The 16,823-nt window shown below is 65.8% G+C and carries 18 protein-coding genes and 1 rRNA gene; 6 read left to right on the top strand and 13 right to left on the bottom strand.

The features are described from left to right. The first annotated feature begins 61 nt into the window (after nucleotides 1-61). A complete protein-coding gene (locus tag J0X25_RS20895; RefSeq protein ID WP_207289377.1) occupies nucleotides 62-496 on the top strand; it encodes a JAB/MPN domain protein-containing protein in 435 nt (144 codons plus the stop codon). A 27-nt stretch (nucleotides 497-523) separates the two neighbouring features. On the opposite strand, the gene J0X25_RS20900 is transcribed toward J0X25_RS20895, so the two are convergent. Both J0X25_RS20900 and J0X25_RS20905 read right to left on the bottom strand, forming a co-directional pair. After that, nucleotides 524-688 carry a hypothetical protein gene (locus J0X25_RS20900; RefSeq protein ID WP_226776984.1) on the bottom strand — a complete coding sequence of 55 codons (165 nt, stop codon included), beginning with the start codon at nucleotides 686-688 and terminating at the stop codon, nucleotides 524-526. 31 nt (nucleotides 689-719) lie between these two features. Continuing rightward, the gene (locus J0X25_RS20905) at nucleotides 720-929 is read right to left on the bottom strand and encodes a ribbon-helix-helix domain-containing protein (protein WP_207289379.1); all 210 of its coding nucleotides are present in this window, start codon (nucleotides 927-929) and stop codon (nucleotides 720-722) included. A gap of 168 nt (nucleotides 930-1,097) precedes the next feature. On the opposite strand from J0X25_RS20905, the gene J0X25_RS20910 reads away from it, so the two are divergent. Beyond that, a complete protein-coding gene (locus J0X25_RS20910) occupies nucleotides 1,098-1,427 on the top strand; it encodes a DUF5789 family protein (protein WP_207289380.1) in 330 nt (109 codons plus the stop codon). Here J0X25_RS20910 and aglJ read toward each other — a convergent pair whose 3' ends face one another. The 4 genes from aglJ to J0X25_RS20930 all read right to left on the bottom strand — a co-directional run bounded on the left by aglJ (nucleotide 1,428) and on the right by J0X25_RS20930 (nucleotide 6,238). After that, nucleotides 1,428-2,450: an S-layer glycoprotein N-glycosyltransferase AglJ gene (aglJ, locus tag J0X25_RS20915; RefSeq protein WP_207289381.1), complete on the bottom strand. Its 1,023-nt coding sequence runs from the start codon at nucleotides 2,448-2,450 to the stop codon at nucleotides 1,428-1,430. 94 nt (nucleotides 2,451-2,544) lie between these two features. Beyond that, nucleotides 2,545-3,834 carry a UDP-glucose 6-dehydrogenase AglM gene (gene aglM / locus J0X25_RS20920; protein WP_207289382.1) on the bottom strand — a complete coding sequence of 430 codons (1,290 nt, stop codon included), beginning with the start codon at nucleotides 3,832-3,834 and terminating at the stop codon, nucleotides 2,545-2,547. Nucleotides 3,835-4,144: 310 nt separating this feature from the next. After that, a complete protein-coding gene (locus tag J0X25_RS20925; RefSeq protein ID WP_207289383.1) occupies nucleotides 4,145-5,140 on the bottom strand; it encodes an alpha/beta hydrolase in 996 nt (331 codons plus the stop codon). Between the two features lie 141 nt (nucleotides 5,141-5,281). After that, a complete protein-coding gene (locus tag J0X25_RS20930) occupies nucleotides 5,282-6,238 on the bottom strand; it encodes an alpha/beta hydrolase (RefSeq protein ID WP_207289384.1) in 957 nt (318 codons plus the stop codon). A gap of 114 nt (nucleotides 6,239-6,352) precedes the next feature. Between J0X25_RS20930 and pyrE the strand changes: the two genes are divergently transcribed. Then, on the top strand, nucleotides 6,353-6,880 hold the full coding sequence (gene pyrE, locus J0X25_RS20935; RefSeq protein WP_207289385.1) for an orotate phosphoribosyltransferase: 528 nt from the start codon (nucleotides 6,353-6,355) through the stop codon (nucleotides 6,878-6,880). A gap of 31 nt (nucleotides 6,881-6,911) precedes the next feature. Here the strand turns inward: pyrE and J0X25_RS20940 are convergent, their stop codons facing one another. The 3 genes from J0X25_RS20940 to J0X25_RS20950 all read right to left on the bottom strand — a co-directional run bounded on the left by J0X25_RS20940 (nucleotide 6,912) and on the right by J0X25_RS20950 (nucleotide 9,122). Further along, nucleotides 6,912-7,367 carry a hypothetical protein gene (locus J0X25_RS20940; protein WP_207289386.1) on the bottom strand — a complete coding sequence of 152 codons (456 nt, stop codon included), beginning with the start codon at nucleotides 7,365-7,367 and terminating at the stop codon, nucleotides 6,912-6,914. A 406-nt stretch (nucleotides 7,368-7,773) separates the two neighbouring features. Continuing rightward, nucleotides 7,774-8,415 (bottom strand): ribulose-1-phosphate aldolase, encoded by a 642-nt coding sequence (locus tag J0X25_RS20945; protein ID WP_207289387.1) that lies wholly within the window; start codon nucleotides 8,413-8,415, stop codon nucleotides 7,774-7,776. Then, on the bottom strand, nucleotides 8,412-9,122 hold the full coding sequence (locus tag J0X25_RS20950) for a ribulose-1,5-bisphosphate 5-phosphatase (RefSeq protein ID WP_207289388.1): 711 nt from the start codon (nucleotides 9,120-9,122) through the stop codon (nucleotides 8,412-8,414). Before J0X25_RS20950 ends, J0X25_RS20945 begins: the two co-directional genes overlap by 4 nt. 340 nt (nucleotides 9,123-9,462) lie before the next feature. Between J0X25_RS20950 and thrS the strand changes: the two genes are divergently transcribed. The 3 genes from thrS (at nucleotide 9,463) to glmS (ending at nucleotide 13,184) form a co-directional block, all read left to right on the top strand. Further along, nucleotides 9,463-11,418, top strand: a complete 1,956-nt coding sequence (gene thrS, locus J0X25_RS20955) for a threonine--tRNA ligase (RefSeq protein ID WP_207289389.1) — start codon at nucleotides 9,463-9,465, stop codon at nucleotides 11,416-11,418. Between the two features lie 270 nt (nucleotides 11,419-11,688). Then, a complete protein-coding gene (locus tag J0X25_RS20960; protein WP_207289390.1) occupies nucleotides 11,689-12,399 on the top strand; it encodes a phosphoribosyltransferase family protein in 711 nt (236 codons plus the stop codon). 335 nt (nucleotides 12,400-12,734) lie between these two features. Then, nucleotides 12,735-13,184 (top strand): methylaspartate mutase subunit S, encoded by a 450-nt coding sequence (glmS, locus tag J0X25_RS20965; RefSeq protein ID WP_207289391.1) that lies wholly within the window; start codon nucleotides 12,735-12,737, stop codon nucleotides 13,182-13,184. Nucleotides 13,185-13,366: 182 nt separating this feature from the next. Here the strand turns inward: glmS and J0X25_RS20970 are convergent, their stop codons facing one another. From J0X25_RS20970 to J0X25_RS20985, 4 genes are all read right to left on the bottom strand, one after another. Further along, a complete protein-coding gene (locus J0X25_RS20970; protein WP_207289392.1) occupies nucleotides 13,367-13,801 on the bottom strand; it encodes a universal stress protein in 435 nt (144 codons plus the stop codon). A 262-nt stretch (nucleotides 13,802-14,063) separates the two neighbouring features. After that, entirely contained in the window at nucleotides 14,064-14,654 is a 591-nt protein-coding gene (locus J0X25_RS20975) for a 50S ribosomal protein L15e (protein WP_207289393.1), read from the bottom strand. A gap of 392 nt (nucleotides 14,655-15,046) precedes the next feature. Continuing rightward, nucleotides 15,047-15,168, bottom strand: a 5S ribosomal RNA gene (gene rrf, locus J0X25_RS20980). Between the two features lie 662 nt (nucleotides 15,169-15,830). Next, nucleotides 15,831-16,742: a serine/threonine-protein kinase RIO2 gene (locus J0X25_RS20985; RefSeq protein ID WP_207289394.1), complete on the bottom strand. Its 912-nt coding sequence runs from the start codon at nucleotides 16,740-16,742 to the stop codon at nucleotides 15,831-15,833. Between the last annotated feature and the right edge of the window lie 81 nt (nucleotides 16,743-16,823).

Consider the following 16,823-nt stretch of genomic DNA (forward strand, 5'->3'; position numbering starts at 1 on the left):
CGAACCGAGCCCCGCGGCCGAGCGGGCACACAACTAACTACTATCGGTGCTTACGGGAGATGTGGTCTACATCACGCGCGCGCTCGTCGACGTGCTGCTGGATCTGGCCAGCGACGCGGATCCGGATCGCGTGACGACCGGCGTCTCGATCACGTCCGCGGGCGATCTCGAGGGCAGCGCGACCGAAATCCCGGCCGAGACGCCCGTCTTCACGGACTTCTTCCTGCCCGATCCCGACAACCCCGTCAACGCCGTCTTCGGCGTCGACCTCTCAACGCCCGCCCGACAGGCTCAGGGGCAGTTCGTCTCCCATCCCGTCCGGGAACTCGAGGTGACCAAACGGGACGACCTCGCACAGGTGATCTTCGTCGCCGTTCCCCCGTGGGAACTCGGCGAACGGACCTTCGCCGCCTTCGACCGGTCCGGCGAGCGCCAACCGCTCGAGGTCGTCGACGCCCAGCCGCCCGACCAGTCGCTGTCCGACCGATCGCAGTAGAAAAACGGCCGCGCGTCAGGGCCGACGTCACCGGACCGGCGTCGCGCCCGGGAGCGCGTCGACCCCGACGGTCGGGCAGTTACCGTCGTCGATTATTCTGTCGACGATGCCGCCGCGCTTCGACTCGCGCTCGTCGTCGTCGTCCGACGGCGTTGGGAAGTCGGGAACGTGTGGCATAGACTCGACCTCCACGTCTCACTAGGCCGCTCGAAGCTGAAAACCCTCACTCGAGGTAGCCCAGTCCGCGCAACTGCTCGGTGATCTCCTCGAACTCGGCTTCGGTGAGTTCGCCCTCCTTCTGGTGCTGGATGACGATGCTGCGGAGCAGAAACCGCACGAGATCGCTCGTGCTCTGGAAACTGGTTCCCTCGATCGTCTCGTCGACGCGGTCGGCGAGATCCTTCGGGATCGAAACCGTGGTGTACTCGGTCATACGCGATACTCCGTCGCCGTCGTCAAAGGCGTGTCGACAGCGCGACTCGATGGCGTTTCGACGGCATAACTCGGTAGCGTTCCAACGGCGTGAGTCCGCCGCGGTTTCACGGCCCGCTCCCCGACAGTCTTCGTAGCGGTTTTGCTATCGGACGCGCTACTGGTACGTATGGGAGTCCGGCCACCCTCGGGCGGAGACGACGACGAACCGGAGAGCATCGAGTTCGGCATCGCCGCCGTCGACGCTCGGCTGAGAGACGCCGACCTCTCGTTCCCGGCGACGAAAGCCGACGTCGAAGCCGAGCTCGGTCACGAACGAATCCCCTACAACGTCCACGGTGACGACGTCGCGCTGGGCGAAATACTCGCGACGGTCGAGACCGCGGAGTTCCGGTCCCGGCAGGAACTGCTCAACGCGCTCCACGAACCGTTCGAGGAGTACCGCCGGAACCACTCCGGCGGCGTCTTCCAGCAGGTTCGCTCGATGCTGCCGTTCTGACTACGTTCCGTCGTCGTCTCGCTCTCGGTTTCTGCCGGCGATCTGCTCGAGACGGCGCCGCTGTTCCCGGTGCAGGGAGAGGAGCATGTCCGAGAGGACGCCGAACATGAGCAACTGGACGCCGAGCAGGATCGCGGCCGCCGAGACCAGCGCCATGATCTCGTGGCCTTGCTGGTACTGAATCCACTCCCAGAGGACGTACGACGCGACGGCGCCGCCGGTGGCGATGCCGCCGATGCCGAAGCTCCCGAAGTAGAACAGCGGGTTGTTCGTCTTGGCCAGCGAGTACAGCGCGAGCAGAATCGTCCCGCCGTCTCTGACCGGGTGGAGGTTGGTCTCGGACTCCTCGGGCCGGGCGGTGTAACTGACCGGGACGACGGCCGTGTCGACGCCGTGTTTGACGCATTCGACGGCGAGTTCCGTCTCGAGCGTGAAGCCGTCCGAATCGATCGAGATGCGGTCGAACGACTCGACCGTAAAGGCGCGGTAGCCGGAGAGGATGTCGTCGTAGTCGGCGCCGTGAATGAACCGGAACGAGCGGTTGATCATCCGGTTTCCGAAGCCGTTCAGCGACTTCATGGCGTCGTCGTCCATGTTCGCGAATCGGTTGCCGATCACGTGCTCGTAGCCCCGCGAGAGGGGTTCGAGCATCGTCTCGGCGTCGGCGGGATCGTACGTGCCGTCGCCGTCGACCATCAGCACGTAGGGAACCTGGACGTACTCGAGGGCCTCGCGGACGGCCTGTCCCTTCCCATCGCCGGACTGGACGAAGACGTGGGCGCCGCGGTCGCGGGCGATCTCGCGGGTCTCGTCGGTCGAGTCGCCGTCGGCGACGAGCACGTTGGTGTACCCCGCCTCGTGAAAGCCGTCGATGACGTCGCCGATCGTGGCCGCCTCGTCGAGGGTCGGAATGAGCACGCAGACCTCGTCGGCTGCGATCTCCTGCGTGTCGCGGCTCATGGCGATGACCTCACCGTCGCCGCCGGAGATCTTCGCGTCCGCGCGAACCGCGTCATCTTGCATCGCCATTCATTCCCCCGCGACGGCGCAAAAGGGTACTGATACACCATTGCCGGGCTTATTAGTGCCATTCCGGCTCGAGCGACAGTCATCCATGCTACCAGGTGAGCCCCTCGTAGATCTCGAGGGCCTCCCGATCGACGTCGATCCGGCGGCCGTCGACCAGCACCCGGCGGGCCATCCCGTCGAACGCGAGGTCGTCGAACTCGGGCCAGTCGGTCGCGACTACTGCGCCGTCGGCGCCCGCGAGCGCCTCGTCGGCCGAGTCGGCGTACTCGATCTCGGGATAGTCCGGGCGGACGTTCTCGACGGCGACCGGGTCGTAGGCGACGACGTCGGCACCACGCTCGCGCAGGTGCTCGATCACGTCGAGCGCGCGGGACTTGCGCACGTCGTCGGTGCCGGGCTTGAACGAGAGGCCCAGCACCGCGATGCGCGCGCCCTCGAGCGGGACGTGCTCGGCGAGCAGGGCGACGAGCCGGCGGGGTTGCTCGTCGTTGACCGAGACGGCCGCGTCCAGTAGTTCGGGGTCGTACCCCTGTTCCCGGGCGCCGGCCCGCAGGGCGTTGACGTCCTTCGGGAAGCAGGAGCCGCCCCAGCCCAGCCCCGAGCGCATGAATCGCTCTGAGATGCGGTCGTCTAAGCCGACCGCGTCGAGCACCTCGTAGGCGTCCGCGCCGTACTCCTTCGAGATGTTGCCGAGGTCGTTGACCAGCGAGACCTTCGACGCGAGGAAGGCGTTGTTCGCGTACTTGATGAGTTCGGCCTCCCGGATATCAGTCTCGACGAGATCCGTCTGCTTGCCCTCGAGAATCGGCGAATAAAGCTCGCGCAGCGTCTGGGCGGCCCCGTCGCTCGAGGCGCCGATCACGACCTTGTCCGGCTCGAGGAAGTCCGCGACGGCCGTGCTCATCCGCAGGAACTCGGGGTTCATCGCGAGTTCGAGTCCGTCGCCGATCTGGCGGCCGGATTCGTCCTCGAGGATCGGGCCGACGACCTCCTCGGTAGTCCCGGGCAAAACCGTGCTCTTGACGACGACGAGGTGGTCGCCGTCCTTTTCGGCGAGCGCGCGGCCGAGCGATTCGGCGCCGGCCCGCATGATCGCCAGATCGAGGCTGCCGTCGTCGGCCTGTGGCGTCGGGAGACAGAGGAAGGTGACGTCGGTCTCGCGGACCTCGTCGTAGTCCGTGGTCGCGCGAAGACTCGTGCCCGCGTGTTCGGCGATGCGCTCCTCGAGGCCCGCCTCGTGGATCGGCGCCTCGCCGGCGTTGATCGTCGCCACGATCTCCTCGTCGATCTCGATGTTTACAACGTCGTGGCCGATATCCGCGAGGCAGGCGGCGATCGTCGTCCCGACGTAGCCGCTGCCGACGATAGAAACGTCCATGCAGTATGGACGGATAGCTGTCGTTAGATGCTTTTTGGGTTGGGACCGCGAACGGCCGGTCAACAGAGTCGCTCTACAGACCACGTAGCCTAACCATCCGGCGTTGCGGTGGCGCGCGCTGTCGGCGTCTCGAGCGATAGCGAGGGCGCCGACGATAGCGTGCGAGCGAATCGGTTGGGGAGGACGTGGCGATTCCCTGTTGCCACGATAGCAGAACGCGCGTTTTCGACCTCATCCCCCTCGAACCGCACGTCCCAGTCACTCAGTACAAGGACACTCAGATTGCGAAACCGGTCTCAAAACACCAGTCTCATTCGAGCGATTGCCGCAGATCCCGAACGGCGTCCTCGTAGGCCTCGTGGGCGCGCTCGAGGTTCACCGGGTCGGAAAACATCCCGAAGAAGCCGTGGATCACGTCGTCGTAGTGGTAGTGGGTGACCGGGACGCCGTCGGCCTCGAGGCGGTCGGCGTAGGCCGCGCCGTCGTCCCGCAGCGGGTCGAACCCGGCGGTGATCACCGTCGCCGGCGGCAGCCCCGAGAGGTCGCGAGCGCGCCGGGGCATCGCGTAGACGTTCCCCTGATCGAGCTCGCGCTCGAAGCGGTGGTCCCGGAACCACTGCATGTCGTCCGTGGTGAGGAAGTAGCCCTCGCCGTTCTCCTCGTAGGCGTCGGTCGCGGTCACGTCGCCCGTGCTGGGGTAGATCAGCAACTGGTGGGCGATCTCCGGACCGTCCTCGTCGCGAGCGAGCAGCGTCACTCCGGCCGCGAGGTTGCCGCCGGCGCTGTCGCCGGCGACGACGAGTCGCTCCGGGTCGGCGTTCAGGTCGGGCGCCGCCTCGGCGGCCCACTCGAGGGCGGCGTAGCAGTCCTCGAGGTCCTCGGGGAACGGGTGTTCGGGCGCGAGGCCGTAGTCGACGCTGACGACGGGGTAACCGGAGTCGGCGGCGAGTTTCCGGCAGGTGTCGTCGTGGGTCTCGACGCTGCCGACGACCCAGCCGCCGCCGTGGAAGTAGAGGAGGAGCGGCCGGTCGGAAGCGGGTTCGGCGCCGCTGTCGTCCGCCCCGTCCTCGCCTGTAGTACCGGGCTCGTAGATCCGGATCGGTATCTCGCCGTTCGGGCCGTCGATCGTCCGGTCCTCGACCGACGCCACCTCGACCGCCGGCTTGCCGCCGGCGCGCAACTCCTCGAGCATCTCGCGGGCCTCCTGGGCCGACACCTCGTCGAACGAGGGAGAGTCCAGCGACTCGTAGACCTCGAGGAACTGCGTGACCTCCGGATGGGGTTCGGGTGCGCGAGTTGGTGTCATAGTACGGTACTCTCATCGTCGGGAACAAAAAGGTATCCGCATCGGCAGGCGCGGCGTGCTCTCAGTCGGTTCCGGTGCCTCGCGGTCGGTTCCGGTGCGCTCGCGATCGGTTCACGAGACTGGCGTTACGGCCCGCTGGGCTTACTCGAGGGCGGCCTCGAGGTCGTCGGCCACCGCGTCGTAGGCCTCGTGGGCGCGCGTGAGGTCGACCGAGCCCTCGACCATGCTGACGAAGCCGTGGATCATGTCCTCGTAGTGGTGGTGCGAGACCGGGACGCCGGCGGCCTCGAGGCGCTCGGCGTAGGCCGCGCCGTCGTCCCGCAGCGGGTCGAAGCCGGCGGTGACGACCGTCGCGGGCGGCAGCCTCGAGAGGTCGGCCGCCAGTCGCGGGCGGGCGTAGACGTTCCCTTTGTCTACCTCGCGATCGAAGTAACAGTCCTCGAACCACGCCATCCCGTCCCGCTCGAGGAAGTAGCCCTCGCCGTTCTCCTCGTAGGCCTCGGTCTCGGTGACGTCGCCGGTGATGGGGTAGAACAGTACCTGGTGGGCGATTTCGGGGCCGCCACGGTCCCGCGAGCGCAGGGCCGTCGCCGCCGCGAGGTTGCCGCCGGCGCTGTCGCCCGCGAGGACGATGCGACCGCGGTCGCCGCCCAGCGTCTCGATTTCGTCGGCGGCCCACTCCAGCGCGGCGTAACAGTCCTCGAGAGCGGCCGGGAACGGGTGCTCGGGCGCCAACCGGTACTCGAGGCTGGCGACGGTGTAGCCGGTCTCGGCGGCGAGTTTCCGACACGTCTTGTCGTAGGCGTCGACGCTCCCGAGGACGAAGCCGCCCCCGTGGAAAAAGAGGATCGTCGGCCGCGGGGTCTCGCCCGCGGGCTGGTAGATGCGGACCGGGAGGTCCCCGCCCGGGCCGTCGATCGTTCGGTCTTCGACCGACTCGACGGCGATCGGGTCGCCCTCGGCGGCGAACATTCCCTCGAGGAGTTCGCGCGCCTCCTCGACCGGCAGTTCGTGCAGATCGGGCGCGTCCGGCGAGTCGAGCAACTCGAGGAGCGGTTCGACCTCCGGGTGGGGTTCGGGTGCGCGTGACGGTGGCATGCCACAGGCCACTCAGTGACAGAATAAAAAGGTGTACGCATCGGCACTCCGGAGCGCTCGCCCGACGGGTCCGTTCCACACCGCTTATTTCGGTTCGGTGCGGCCCTTCGAGCAATGACGAACGAGGCACTCATCGCAGCCCTGCGCGAGGCGGAGGCCGTCAAGTTCGGCGAGTTCGAACTCTCCCACGGCGGTACCAGCGAGTACTACGTCGACAAGTACCTCTTCGAGACCGACCCGGACTGTCTCGAGGCCATCGCCGCGGCCTTCGCCGAGCGACTCGAGGCCGACGACAAACTCGGCGGCGTCGCCCTCGGCGGCGTTCCCCTCGCGGCGGCCACCAGCGTCGCCGCCGGCGTTCCCTACGTCATCGCGCGCAAGCAGCGCAAGGAGTACGGCACCGGGAACCTGATCGAGGGCCGCCTCGAGGAGGGCGAGGAGGTCGTCGTCGTCGAGGACATCGTGACGACGGGGACGAGCCTCGTCGAGGCCGTCGAGGCGCTCCGGGAAGCGGGCGCGACCGTCGATCGCGCGCTGGTCGTCGTCGACCGCGAGGAGGGCGGCCGCGAGAACGTCGAGGACGCCGGCGTGGAGATGGAGGCGCTGGTGACCGCGAGCGAGTTGTTAGCGGACCGGGACTGAGTGCTCGCCGACGCGCTCTCCGGTCGCTCGATCAGAGATCGATCGTCGCCGTCTCCGTCGCCGTATTGCCGTTCGTATCGGTGACCGTGAGTTCGACCTCGTAGCGTTCACCGTGTCCCTTGCGAACGCGATGACCGTGTTCGCCCGCGGCGTTCGAACCGCTCACTCCGGTGGATTCGGAGATCGATCCCCAGCCGTCACCGGTCAGCACCGACTCGACTTCCGCGAGGAGTTCGTCGGAGTGGGAGACCGACCAGTCGACACCGACGCGCGCCCACTGCGGATTGCTTCGGTCCCGAAGCTCGAGCCGATCGATCACCGGGCCCACCGATTCTTCCCGTTCGCTTCCGTCGACTGGTTCCGAGTCGTCGACTCCACCGTAACCGCCCGCACCGTATCCGTCCCCGCCGTAGCCGACCGTCTCGGAACCGTCGGCTCCAGCGGCGATCGAACTTACGGCAGCGAGCGCCGTTGCACCGCTGGCCACCGTGAGAAAACTCCGTCTATCGATTCGGACACGCTCCTGCGAGGTCTCACTCGTTTCGTCTGAAGACCGGGTCGAACGGATACCGTCACTATCAGTATACATTCACTAATACCTGATTTACAGGCGAATTTGGTGAGTCCACGGATGGACAGGTCCGCACTTGAAGTGAACGCGGTTGTCGGCCCGGACCATCAGCCGTCCGCTCGCCGAGTGCGACCGGCGCCGACCCCTACACGGTTGGCGGTCGGAAGACCGAGTTCGACCGCGAGAGCGATCGCTTCGGATCCATTTCGGTGACTCTTCGATGTCGACGAGCCTCGATGTGTGCGACAGGTGAGGGCTGCCAGCGAGGAGAAGCGGTCGCGTTTCTACGGTCCGATCGGAGTCGCTCCGCTATCGTGGAGAGTTACTGCCCGTAGGACTCGAACTTCTCGAGGACCGTCTCCAACTGCGCGTCCGACAGCGTCTCGGGCTCGAGCCCGGCTGCCCGCGTCTGCAGGTACAGGCGCGCGAGGCTCTCGACGTGGTGGGTGTTCTCGAGGGCGGTCTCTATGTCCGACGCCGTAACCACGAGTCCGTGGTTCTCGATGAACGTCGCCGTCGCGTCGGCGTCGTCCATCGCCGAGACGATGTTCGCAGCCAGTTCGTCGGTGCCGTAGGGGGCGTACTCGGCGACCGGGACCGACTTGCCGACGGCGACGATCATGTAGTGGATCGGCGGCAGCGGCTCGTGAGCGACCGCCATCGCCGTCGACCACGGGGAGTGAGTGTGGACGATGGCGCCGACGTCCTCGCGCCGGTAGATCGCGGCGTGCATCGGCACCTCGCTGCTCGGGGCCATCTCGCCGCCGCGCTGGTCGCCGTCGACGCCGACGACCGGCACGTCCGCGGCGTCGAAGCTGTCGTAGGGGACGCCGGTCGGCGTCACCGCGAACGCGTCGCCGGTGTTGCCATCGCGGACGCTCAGATTACCCGTCCGGCCGGGCGTCAGCGCGGCGAGGTCCGGCGCGTGATCGACCACCGCTCTCCGCTCGGACTCGAGGATCACAGTACCTCCTCCGTTAGATCCCCGAAGGAATCTATCCTGTGGTCGGGGCGTCGACGGCCCGCGAGCGGTTCGTCCGCCGGGTCGACGTCGGCGTTCCAGAGTACCGTCTCGAGGCCCACCGCGTTCGCGCCCACGACGTCGGTCTCGATATTGTCGCCGACCATCACCGCCTCCGACGGCCGGGACTCGAGGCGCGACAGGGCCAGCGAGAACATGACCGAGCCCGGCTTCTCCCGGCCGGTTTCCTCGGAGGTGAGCAGGAGATCGATGTGCTCCTCGAGACCGAGTCGATCGACCTTCTCCAGTTGGATGCGCGTCGTGAGGTTCGTGACGATACCGACCGCGACGCCGTTCTCGCGCAGCGTCTCGAGGGTCTCGCGGACGCCCGGGAAGAGCTCCATCTCGTCGAGGTAGGCCTCCCAGAACGCCTCGCCGAGCGCCAGCGCGTCGCCGGCTCTGGGTTCCCCGGTCCGCTCCTCGAGCGCGCGTTTGAAGTAGATGAACCGCTCGTGGGTCGCGGCCGTCCCGGCGAGTTCGCGTTTGGCCTCCCGGCGTCCCGACCGGTAGAACGCGTCGAAGCCCTCCCGATCGAACTCGTAGCCGAGGTCGAGCGCGACGGTTCGAGCCGCCTCGAGCCCCGCTTCCTTGCACGGGGCATAGGGATACAGCGTGTCGTCGAGGTCGAAGAGCACGGCAGTGACGGTCATACCGGGGCTTCGACGGGGCGCGAAAAACGAGTATCGGTCCGTCCACGCCGATGCGAGAACGAAACGAGCCGATCTGGCCAGAGACCGTCGCCACGACGATCGATCAATTCCGACGGACCGCCACACCATCAGAAGGCTTTTATCCCGCTCGAGACAATCCGAATCCACGATGGTAGGTGTCCGCTTTACAGGGGCTTTCGCCCGCTTCTAACCCACACCTACCGCTCGCTGTGTCGGAACCGACCCGCAGCCGAGCGGCCACGGCGGACCCCCGACCGAACTTCTCACCGAAGTTCCCAGCACAGCACCAGCCACAGCACTACCCACAGCTACACCACCCATGTCAGAACCAGATTCCCAGTCACAGGAACAGATAGCGGTCGTACTGCCCGACGGCTCCGAACTCGAGGTCGACGCGGACGCGACGGTCGAGGACTGCGCCTACGAGATCGGCCCCGGCCTCGGCCGCGACACGGTCGCCGGCAAACTCGACGGCGACCTCGTCGCCAAGGAGGCGCCCGTCTACGACGGCGTCGACCTCGAGATCGTCACGGACCAGTCCGACGAGTACCTCGACGTCATGCGCCACTCCGCGTCGCACTGCCTCGCACAGGCGGTCGAACGACTGTACGACGAGGACGAGGTCAAACTCGCGATCGGCCCGCCGACGGACGAGGGCTTCTACTACGACTTCGACAATCTCGACATCGACGAGGAGGACCTCGCGGATCTCGAGGAGGAGATCGAAGAGATCGTCGCCGAGGACTACGAGATCGAGCGCGAGGACGTCTCGATCGAGGAGGCCGAGAAGCGGCTGGCGGACGAACCCTACAAGCTCGAACTGCTCGAGGAGTTCGCCGACGAGAACGACACCGTGAGCTTCTACAAACAGGGTGAGTGGGAGGACCTCTGTGCCGGCCCCCACGTCGACTCGACGGGCGAGATCGGCGTCGTCAAACTCCTCGAGATCGCGGGCGCCTACTGGCGCGGCGACGAGGAGAACCCGATGCAGACGCGCATCTACGGCACGGCCTTCGAGAACGAGAGCGACCTCGAGGCGTTCCTCGAGCGCAAGGAGGCGGCCGAGGAGCGCGACCACCGGAAGATCGGCAACGAGATGAACCTGTTCTCGATTCAGGACGTCACCGGCCCCGGACTGCCGCTGTATCACCCGCCGGGCAAGACCGTCCTGAAGGAACTCGAGGACTTCGTCGAGAACCTGAACGAGGACGCGGGCTACGACTACGTCGAGACGCCCCACGTCTTCAAGACGGACCTCTGGCACCGCTCGGGCCACTACGAGAACTACGCCGACGACATGTTCATCTTCGACGTCGGCGACGACGAGTTCGGCCTGAAGCCGATGAACTGCCCCGGCCACGCCGCCATCTTCCAGGATCAGTCCTGGAGCTACCGCGACCTCCCGATCCGCTACGCGGAGAACGGGAAGGTCTACCGGAAGGAACAGCGCGGCGAACTCTCGGGGCTCTCGCGGGTCTGGGCCTTCACGATCGACGACGGCCACCTGTTCATCCGCCCCGATCAGATCGAGCGCGAGGTCGAAGGGATCATGGACATGATCACGGACGTCCTCGACACGTTCGACCTCGAGTACGAGATGGCCCTCGCGACGCGCCCGGAGAAGTCGGTCGGTAGCGACGAGATCTGGGAAGAGGCGGAGGAGCAACTCGAGAACGTCCTCGAGAAGCGAAACCTCGACTACGACCTCGAGGAGGGCGACGGCGCCTTCTACGGCCCGAAGATCGACTTCGCGTTCGAGGACGCCATCGGCCGCTCGTGGGACGGCCCCACGGTCCAGCTCGACTTCAACATGCCCGAGCGCTTCGACCTCTCCTACGTGGGCGAGGACAACGACGAACACCGCCCCGTCATGATCCACCGCGCGCTGTACGGCAGCTACGAGCGGTTCTTCATGATGCTCATCGAGCACTACGAGGGCCGGTTCCCGCTGTGGCTCGCGCCCGAGCAGGTCCGCGTGCTCCCCATCTCCGACGACAATCTCGGCTACGCCCACCGCGTCGCCAACGAGTTCGACGCGTTCCGCGTCGAGGTCGACGGCCGCGACAGCACGCTCGAGCGGAAGATCCGCGCGGCCCACGACGACCGCGTCCCCTACCAGATCATCGTCGGCGACGACGAGGAGGAAGACGGCAACATCTCGGTCCGCGACCGCTTCGAGGACCAGGAGTACGACGTCGAGATCGACGCGTTCCGAAGCCATCTCGAGCGCGAGGTCGAGGAGCAGCGAACGCAACCGGACTTCCTTCAGGACTGAGGCGGTTCCGGGATCCGAGATCTGAGATTCGAGTCCCGAGACCCGAGACCCGGAGGCCCGAGCCCCGAGGTCCAGAAGCCCCGAGATGGGGCGGTTCGGGTCTCGATCTCCCTCTGCGACGGCGAACGCGGTCAATTCCACTCTTTCGTTCGATCCGGTTGGCGGGAACGTCGTCGATCGGCCGTCGATCCGTGATCCCACGCACGTGGGTATTCATACCCGTTTCCGACATCGACGTGTTCATAGTTGCACAGCCGTGAGTATCTCGGTATGAACAGAGCCGAGAAGGCAGCCCTCCAGTTGCGGGCCGTCGACGTGTTGCGGATGCTGAAGGAGACGCGGACCTACGACGAACTCGCGGCAACGACGGGACTGCCGGCGGGCGACCTCAACCGGTACGTCAACGGGCACGTCCTCCCGGGAACCGATCGCGCGCGCGAAATCGTCGAGGATCTGGGCCGCGAGGCGCTCGGCCAGGAACTCGAGGCGCGTATCCGCGTCGACGACGAGGGCTACGTCGACAACAGCGCGGCGGTCTTCGATCAGCCGTTCCTCGACCTCGTCGCGCCGGTCGTCGCGAACGGGTTCGAGTTCGACCGCCCCGACGTGGTCCTGACTGCGGCGACCGACGGCATCACGCTCGCCGCGTCGCTCGCGAGCTACTACGGAATCCGCTGCGCCTACGCGAAGAAGAGCAAGGAGACCGCCGTCGAGGAGTTCATCGAGGCCCGCGAGCGCCTCCAGTCGGGGATCGAACTCACCTACTACCTGCCCGAGCAGGCCATCGACGCCGGGGAGTCGGTGCTGGTCGTCGACGACCTCATCCGCTCGGGGGAGACTCAGGAACTCCTGCTCGATATCGTCGAGACCGCCGACGCGGACGTCGCCGGCGTCTTCGCGCTGATCGCGGCGGGGGAGGACGGCATCAAGCGCGCGCGCGAACGCACCGACGCACCGATCGGCGCGCTCACGAAAGTCTGATTGGATCCGTTCACTAGGTATACGTCCGAATAGAGCACTCTATCGGCAGATTCCGTCCTCGAGTGCGATCTACTGTAATCCACCGCCAGTTTCATCGATACCCGTCGACGGCGACTGATCGCCGCTCACGACACTCATCGGATCGCTCCCGTCCCTCGAGGCATCGTCTCGAGCGATATCCCGGCGTTTCCACCTCGAGCCCGCTCGCAGGGCGCCGAATCGTAGTTCGGCCCGTAACTCACACCCCAGATCGCAAGCAGGGGACCGTGCGAACGACTAACACATTATTAATCATTAGGTTTATGGTGCTCCCCCCAGTTTGTGGTGGTACGAACATGACGAAGACAGTCATCCTCGGCGTGATCGGGTCCGACGCCCACGTCGTCGGGATCACCATCCTGGAACAAGCGTTTGAGGCGGCCGGGTTCGACGTCGTCAATCTCGGGGTCCAGACCTCGCAGGAAGAGTTCGTCGAAGCCGCCGACGCTCACGACGCCGAGGCTGTACTCGTTTCCTCGCTCTACGGTCACGCCAAGCAGGACTGTCAGGGATTCCACCAGACCATCGTCGACGCCGGTCTCGAGGACGTCACGACCTACATCGGCGGCAACCTCGCTGTCGGGCAGGACGACTTCGAGGAAACCCGTCAGTCCTTCCGCGAGATGGGGTTCGACCGCGTCTTCGACTCCGAGACCGACCCCGAGGACGCCATCGAGGCGCTCCGTGCCGACCTGGACATTCGCTCTTCGGAGTCCGAACGGGAGAGCCAGACCATCTCCGCGTAGGCACGCAACGTCGGGTTTTCGGCCGCTAACGGATCGATAGCGGTCGCGCTGTTTTCCTCGGAGGACCGCTCGTACCTGTCGTCACGTCCTCCACGCGACTCGTCACTGCTGCACTTGCGCGTCGTGACCGCTATACGAGCCACTCGCTAGCCGACTCGAGACAGTGAGTCGACGTGAGCGCGTCAGCGAACGATCGTCACCGGCACCGGCGAGCGGCGGGCGACCTTCTCCGCGACGCTGCCAAGCAGGATTCGGCTCGCGCCCGTTCGGCCGTGACTGCCGACGACGATGTGATCGATCCCGTTGTCGGCCGCGTAGTCGACGATCGAGCCCGAGATTCCGCCGACGACGTGGTCCGTCTCGATCTCGACCCCGTAGTCGGCGGCCCGCTCCCGGGCCTCCTCGAGCAGATTGTCGGCTCGATCCTCGTGGTGTTGCTGGAGGTCGTCGTAGTTCGCCATCGCGCCGCCTTCGGTCCCTGTCGCCGCGTAGAAATCGCCCGGGTCGAGCACGTGCAGCGCCGTGATTCTGGCGTCCGGATACTCTTCGCACGCGAACTCGAGGGCGGCGGTCGACTGCGACGAGTCGTCAACGGGGACGAGAACGTGGTCCACCATGGGAGCGGGTACGCCGGCCGTCGAAATAAACGTCAGCCCGGCGACGCCTCGAACGCGGCGCGTACGCCGAGCGGACGCGCTCGATCGCCTCTTCGAGGTGCCAGACCGGCCCGTCGACGATTTTGGCCGCGAGTTCGCCGCCGAAACCGCCCGCCTGCGGCACCTCGTGACGCGGCGCTGTCGCTCGCGACTCGAGTCGAGAAAAATCGAAGTCGGAATCGATCCGGATCAGCGCGAAACCGCCAACCGCCCGCGGTCGTCGTTACTTCGCGCGGCCGCGGTCGCCGTTGTTCGACGGACGGACCTTCTCGGCGCCCTTGCCGCGGTTGTTGAGACCGCGGTTGGCCTTGCCCGCGTTGGTCAGGCCGCGGAAGGCGCGGTTCGTGTGGTCGTCGCTGCAGATCCAGTTGAGGTCGTCGTCGTTCTGGATCGCGGGGTGGTTCGGATCCACGAGGATCACTTCGAACCACTTCTGCGAGCCGTCTTCACCGACCCAGTAGCTGTTGAGCACCCGCAGGTTGGGGTACTTCCGAGAGACGCGCTCCTCGCCGATGCGCTGGATGTTCTTGCGTCGCCCGATGCGGTTGACGCCCTGGCGCTTCGAGCGCCGGCCGGCCTTGTGTCGCTGCTTCCGGGCGGTCCCCTTGCGGACCGAGACCCGGGTCACGACGATACCCTGTTTGGCCTTGTAGCCGAGTTCGCGCGCCTTGTCGAGGCGGGTCGGGCGCTCGATGCGCTCGATGGCGCCCTGTTTGCGCCACTCTTGCTTGCGCTGCCACTGCAGTTCCCCGAGTTTGCCGTCGTCGGGGTCCTTCCATGCTTCCTTGATGTGGGAGTAGAAGCTTTCTGCCATTGTGTATCACCTGCGGGCGTTTCCTGGTTCAATCCCGACCGGGGCGAAGCCCCGCGGATCACATCCCGACCTGTGGCGGCGATGCCGTACAGGTGCCCGCTGCCGCCCGCGGCTCAGCGAGTCTACCGTATCTTCCGAACTCTCGAGTATAAGGGCTTCGAACTTCGGGACCGACGCTAAGGGCGAAAACTGGATGGCGTCGTCGATAAAACCGCGGCACAGTACTCGAGGCGCCGTACACGGGCGAGAACGCCTACGTCGCAGTCATCGGCTCGAGGATCGACGGCGCGCACGCGGACCTCGAACCCTTGCGGCGGCGGTCGATCTAACGGGAGCCAACCGAGCGCCGCGAGGAGTACCCGTCGGTAGCGGTGCGAACTGCAGTATGAAGAGCGAGGCGACGATCCGGGTCTCCCAGAGGCTCGCGCACTCCAGTACTCGCCGGAACGCAGGCGGGCTTAACGTCCGTGTTCGGGATGGGTACGGGTGGAACCCCGCCGCTGTGGTCGCCTCAGTCGGCCAGACGTAACGATTCCGGGATCCGACCGAAATCGGTCGGAACCCGCCAATGACGTACGGCTGACCGAATGCCGACCCGCGGAATCGAACCACGGTGTAGCCAGCGTCGGTTTCTACCCCGAAATCGGGTGACTGCGGTATTATGGCTTCCGATCTTCGCCAGACGATTTGCTGACCGCTCGAGCGACCGATTCGCGACTCGGTGACTCGAGCGGGTCGAGCGAGACGATCGGTTCGGTCCCGTTGGGGCACCACCGGCCCGATACGACCTGAATCCGGATCGAATCGATTCGACTGGAGAACCACGATTTCGTATATCGATATTCAGTTTATCCAATGCGATACCCGCATATCGAACCAGAGTCTCCGCAACGAGGCAGACTCGGAAAATCAGCGTCGCTCGGTCTCTATTCGGCCGATTCGCGGCGTTCCAGCGACCGGAAGACAGTCCGAACGGCCGTGTCACTCCCGAACGACACAGTTTCGCTAGCTACTCTGCGAACTCCCTCTCGGAACTGCGGTCGGGACGCGACGGGAGGTAGGCCGGAAGAAACGAATCGATTTCAGTCGTTTGGCCCGCTCGAGGCCGACGAGGAGCCAGACCAGCGGCTACTCCTGACTGACGAACAGTCCGGACCGACGAGCCGCTCCCGCTTCCTAGGCGACGAATTCGGTGATCGTCTCGAACGAGTCGTCCTCGATCGACGCGGCGAGGTCATCGCTCTCGAGTCCATCGGGGACGTGCTGGGGGTACTTGCGGCGGAAGTAGCCGACGATGTTCGTCAGATCACGCCGGAGGAATTCGCTGGCGTTCTCGTGTTCGGTCGGGACCGCCTGGGGCCAGTCGAAGATCTTCACTCCCGCCTCGTTGACGAAGACGTTGTACTCGCTCATGTCGGCGTGGACGTACCCGTGCGCGTACGCGTTGGCGATCTCGTCGACGAGTAGGTCGAGCACGCCCAGCACCTGGTCGTCCTCGAGTCGCGTTCGCGAGAGTTCGACGCCGTCCATCTTCTCCATGACGATGGCGTGGCGGTTCTGATCGATGGGCTGGGGGACCGAGACGTCCGGGTAGAGCGCCTCGAGGATCTCGTGTTCCCGTTCGGCGGCCTTCCGGGCGGTGTACATCCACGAGACGTGGTCGTTCTCAGACGTGTAATCGCGTTCTTTGTGGACCTCCCGAAAGTTCGTGTACCCCTCGCGATGGTACTTCAGGGCCAGCGGTTTGTAGGAGCGAACCTCGTAGACGTCGCTCTCCTTGCCGACGCCCAGCGGCGACCCGAACTCGCCGATCGTCTCCCGCTGGACGAGCGCCCGGAGCGCCAGGGAGTCGTACCCCTCGAACTGGAGGGTGTACCCCTCGTACTGGATCGTCTTCTTCTCGATCAACCCGCGTTTGAGACAGCGCTCGAGTCGGTAATCGACCTCCTCTTCGGTCAGGCTGGAGAACTTCGGGAGCTTCTCCCGCTGGACCCACTCGGAGAAGCGCATCCCCTGTTCGACCCCCGAGAGGAGATAGAAGTCTTCGGCCTCGAGCTCCGGGAGTAACCCGGCGACGTTCCGCACCATAGCCCGGGATAGCCGTCGGATACGTAAAAACGTCGTGACGTCCGATTCCGGCCGCGAACGAGCGGTCGGCACGGGGAATTC

The sequence above is a fragment of the Haloterrigena alkaliphila genome (assembly GCF_017352155.2).
Classification (GTDB): Archaea; Halobacteriota; Halobacteria; order Halobacteriales; family Natrialbaceae; genus Haloterrigena; species Haloterrigena alkaliphila.